The organism is Aquiflexum sp. (assembly GCF_977115555.1).
In genome coordinates this window covers 1-3,538 of sequence record NZ_CDSBKL010000405.1, presented here as the reverse complement: position 1 = coordinate 3,538, position 3,538 = coordinate 1, and the positions used below count along the sequence as shown (strand labels likewise).

Here is a 3,538-nt window from a genome sequence, read left to right as displayed (position 1 = left end):
CCACTACCTTATGGTAGTATTCAGGGTCTTTGGTATTGGTTGGCTTCATGGTTAAATGGGTTTGAATTCACTTTGCCTTATTTTTCTAAGGAAAAAGACAAGGCTTTTTAAAGCTAAGAAATTTCAGAATTTAATACAGATAGATTTGATATAAAATTATAATTTATTTTGATCTCTGATAAATATGCAGAATCTCAGCTATTTTCGATTCAGAATAATCCGAATAAATTAAACGTATTTAAGCATGAAACTCAATCAAAAAACATTCATCATCACAGGGGCTACAAGTGGCATGGGTAAGGCCATCGCTTTGGATTTTGCAAAAGAAGGTGCTAACCTGATTCTCAGTGGGAGGGATGAAAAAAGGGGAAATGCACTTTTGGAAGAAATCAAAAGTATTGGAGGGAGTGCTGAATTTTTGGCCGGAGATGTCGGTGATATTCAATACAACAAAGAACTCGTAAGCCTTTCAATAAAATCATTTGGTCAATTGGATGGATTGGTGACCAATGCAGGAATGCTTGGTTTGGGGTCAGTGACTGATTTGGAACCTTCGGATTGGGACAAAACTTTCCGGACAAATGTGGACTCAGTCTTTTTCTTATTGAAATTTGCATTACCTGAATTGCTCAAAAGACCGTCTGCTTCTGTTGTCGTTAACGCTTCCATCGCAGCCTACAAATCTTTCCCAAACCATCCTGCTTATTGTGCTTCTAAAGCTGCTTTATTGGCATTGGCAAAACAGGCAGCGGTGGATTATGGCCCAACTGTAAGGGTCAATGCGATGTGTCCCGGTCCGGTGGATACCCCTTTCATCCATGCCTCTGCGGCTGCATTCCCAGATCCTGCCAAAGCTGTATCCAATGCAGGAAACGCCACTTTGCTCAAAAGGCTGGGTTTACCAGAAGATGTTTCCAAGTTTGCTCTTTTTCTGGCAAGCAATGATTCCTCCTGGATTACGGGAAGTGCTTTTACGATTGATGGTGGGATTTTGGCAGGGGGCTAAGGCAAGTCAGACTTTATTGAGTAACCGGTGCAGGTCATCTTTAAATTGTTTTCCTATAGGGATAAGCTTTCCTTGGATTTCTACATTGGCTTCAGACACAGCATCAAGTTTTGAAAAATTGACCACATAAGACCGGTGAATCCTGATAAAATTCTTCGGATCCAATTTATCGCAAAGTCTGCTTAATGGGCTGACAATCATATAAGATAGATTTGAAAGAATGATTTTACAATAATTTCTTTCTGCCTCAATATAGAGGATATCTTCCATGAGGACTTTGACAAGTTTGTTTTGAACTCTGATAAAAATTCTATCTTCTTGGTATTCGACAGAATCCTCATTGGAAAGAATATCTATGTTTTTTTCATTGATTTTTTCCTCCACCAGAGCAATTGTGCGTTCCAGATCAAGTTTATTAAAAGGTTTGGAGATAAAAGCAAAAGGATGGGTTTCCTTTGCTTTATTGAATGAAGCATCATCCACATTTGCTGTCAGGTAAATAACAGGGATGTCGATAAATTTTTTTATGCTTTTAGCCGCTTCAATTCCATTTAACTTTCCTTTTAACTGAATGTCCATCAATATAATGTCCGGTTTGGTTTCAAGGGCATGATGTACAGCTTCTTCACCCCTTGATTCAAGTCCGGTTACCTCATAACCAAGGTTAGTTAGCTGTAAGCCAATATTGGCAGCTATAATCATATCGTCCTCGACAATTAAAATTCTTGTTTTATGGTTCATGCAGCTTTTTGTATTTGGAATTCAAAAAAGATTTCTGTTCCAGGATTTGTTTGTAAAGTCATTTTTCCGTCAAGTTGTTTGGTCAATAGACTGATTAATTGGGTGCCGAAACCGGAACCTCTGATTGAAGGCTTTTCACCTATTCCGATTCCGTTATCCGCAAAGTGGAGTAAAAGATGGGAATTTTTCTCCAAAAGGGTCACTTTAATTTTTCCCTCATTGCCATTTGGAAATGCATATTTGAGGGAATTTGAGAGCAATTCATTGACTATCAAACCTATTGGAATGGCCCTATCCACATCAAGTCCTAATTTTTCCATATCGCAGGTAAGTTTTATCCTACCTGCTGCATTGAAAGTATCGATGATGTATTCACCAAGGTTGAGGAAAAAATCCCTCATCTCAATAGTTTTAATTTCGTTTGCCTGATAGAGTTTTTGATGAATCATCCCGATACTGTGGACCCTGTTTTGGGTTTCCTCCATGATTCCTTTAAATTCACTGTTATCTATTTTGGCAGTCTGAAGGGCAAGTAGACTGGATATGGTTTCGAGGTTATTCTTTACTCTATGATGGATTTCTTTTAAGAGGAATTCCTTTTCAAGATTCTGTTTTTCCAAGAGCATGTTATATTTTTTCCTTCTGACTAAAGCCACATAAAGAATGGCTAAAATGATTATCAAAAGTCCCGATAGGATCAAAATGAATATTTGAACGATTTTTTGTTTCTCTAACCTTGCCTCCTGAAGTTTGATAGTATTTTCCTTTTGGTAGACATTCATTTCGGTCATCAATTGAGAAATTCTCTGATCTGCTTCTGAGTTAAAAACGCTTTGCTTCAGCTCGTCATATTTTCTCGTTGCTGCAAGGGCTTTGGCATACCTTCTTTCACCCTCATAGGCTTTGCTCAACTCCTGATAAACAAGGCTTAAATAATATTTATCCCCAAAGTCTTTGGTAGCCACACGGATGCTTTTCTCCAAAAACTCAATAGCATGTGAAAAATGGCCAATGCTATTGTTGGATCTTCCCAATGAAAGTAAAGACCGCATAATCATAAAGTCATTTTCGAGTAATTCGGCATATTTCAAAGCTTCCAAACCTGATTTTTCTGCTTCAATATAATCCCAAGACTGATTATACAAATCTGAAAGGGCAATATAGGTGTCGCTTAGGTTGTTGTAAAAACCATACCTTTCTCCGAGGGAGATTGATTTTTTGAAATATTCCAATGCTTCATCAGACCTATTGAGATTGATTAGGTTATTACCCACCACATGAAGGGTAAAGTCATAATCCAAGTCATTTAGCTTCCTTTTTTCAAATATTTCAAGTGACTTTAAACCATACTCCAATCCAATTTCAAACTTTTCCTGTTTCCAAAATAAGTTTGCCATGTCAGAATAAGCCATGGCAATCGCTTTGTCATCCTTATACTTTTCTCCAATTTTCAAAGTTTTGGTAGCATTTTCAAAAGCAGCTACCAGATTTCCCCTCCTCTCAAACACATAACCAAGATTGGTATAAAGAAGCCAGCTTTCTTTTTCAGGAATTTTTCCTAAGGCACTATTGAGGACTATTTCAGCCCAATCCAATTCATCTAGCCTTAACAAAACGGCTCCTTGCGATACCTGTAATTTTCCCTCCCAATACTTGTTGTCAATCTTTCTGGCGAGTTCAAGTCCCTGATTGATGATCAATAATGATTTATTTAGGTTTCTGGTATGGTAATAGTAACCCAAGTCATTAAGGACTTTGAGCCTGAGTGTATCGTCTTTTATATCTGTAATG

At 37.7% G+C, this 3,538-nt stretch carries 3 protein-coding genes; 1 reads left to right on the top strand and 2 read right to left on the bottom strand.

Features of this window, described 5'->3' with window-relative positions; translation table 11 throughout:
- Window positions 1-244 precede the first annotated feature (244 nt).
- Window positions 245-1,006, top strand: a complete 762-nt coding sequence (locus tag ACZFYI_RS17440) for an SDR family NAD(P)-dependent oxidoreductase (protein WP_462525404.1) — start codon at window positions 245-247, stop codon at window positions 1,004-1,006.
- A gap of 6 nt (window positions 1,007-1,012) precedes the next feature.
- Here the strand turns inward: ACZFYI_RS17440 and ACZFYI_RS17435 are convergent, their stop codons facing one another.
- Window positions 1,013-1,747: a LytR/AlgR family response regulator transcription factor gene (locus ACZFYI_RS17435; protein WP_462525403.1), complete on the bottom strand. Its 735-nt coding sequence runs from the start codon at window positions 1,745-1,747 to the stop codon at window positions 1,013-1,015.
- Window positions 1,744-3,538 (bottom strand): tetratricopeptide repeat-containing sensor histidine kinase (locus tag ACZFYI_RS17430; RefSeq protein WP_462525402.1); only part of this gene is annotated, 1,795 nt, incomplete at its 5' end. The genes ACZFYI_RS17435 and ACZFYI_RS17430, both read right to left, overlap by 4 nt.

What these genes read in the sequence shown, in the direction of transcription:
- ACZFYI_RS17435 (WP_462525403.1), bottom strand. Translation starts at nt 1,747, where the DNA reads ATGAACCATAAAACAAGAATTTTAATTGTCGAGGACGATATGATTATA.
- ACZFYI_RS17440 (WP_462525404.1), top strand. Translation starts at nt 245, where the DNA reads ATGAAACTCAATCAAAAAACATTCATCATCACAGGGGCTACAAGTGGC.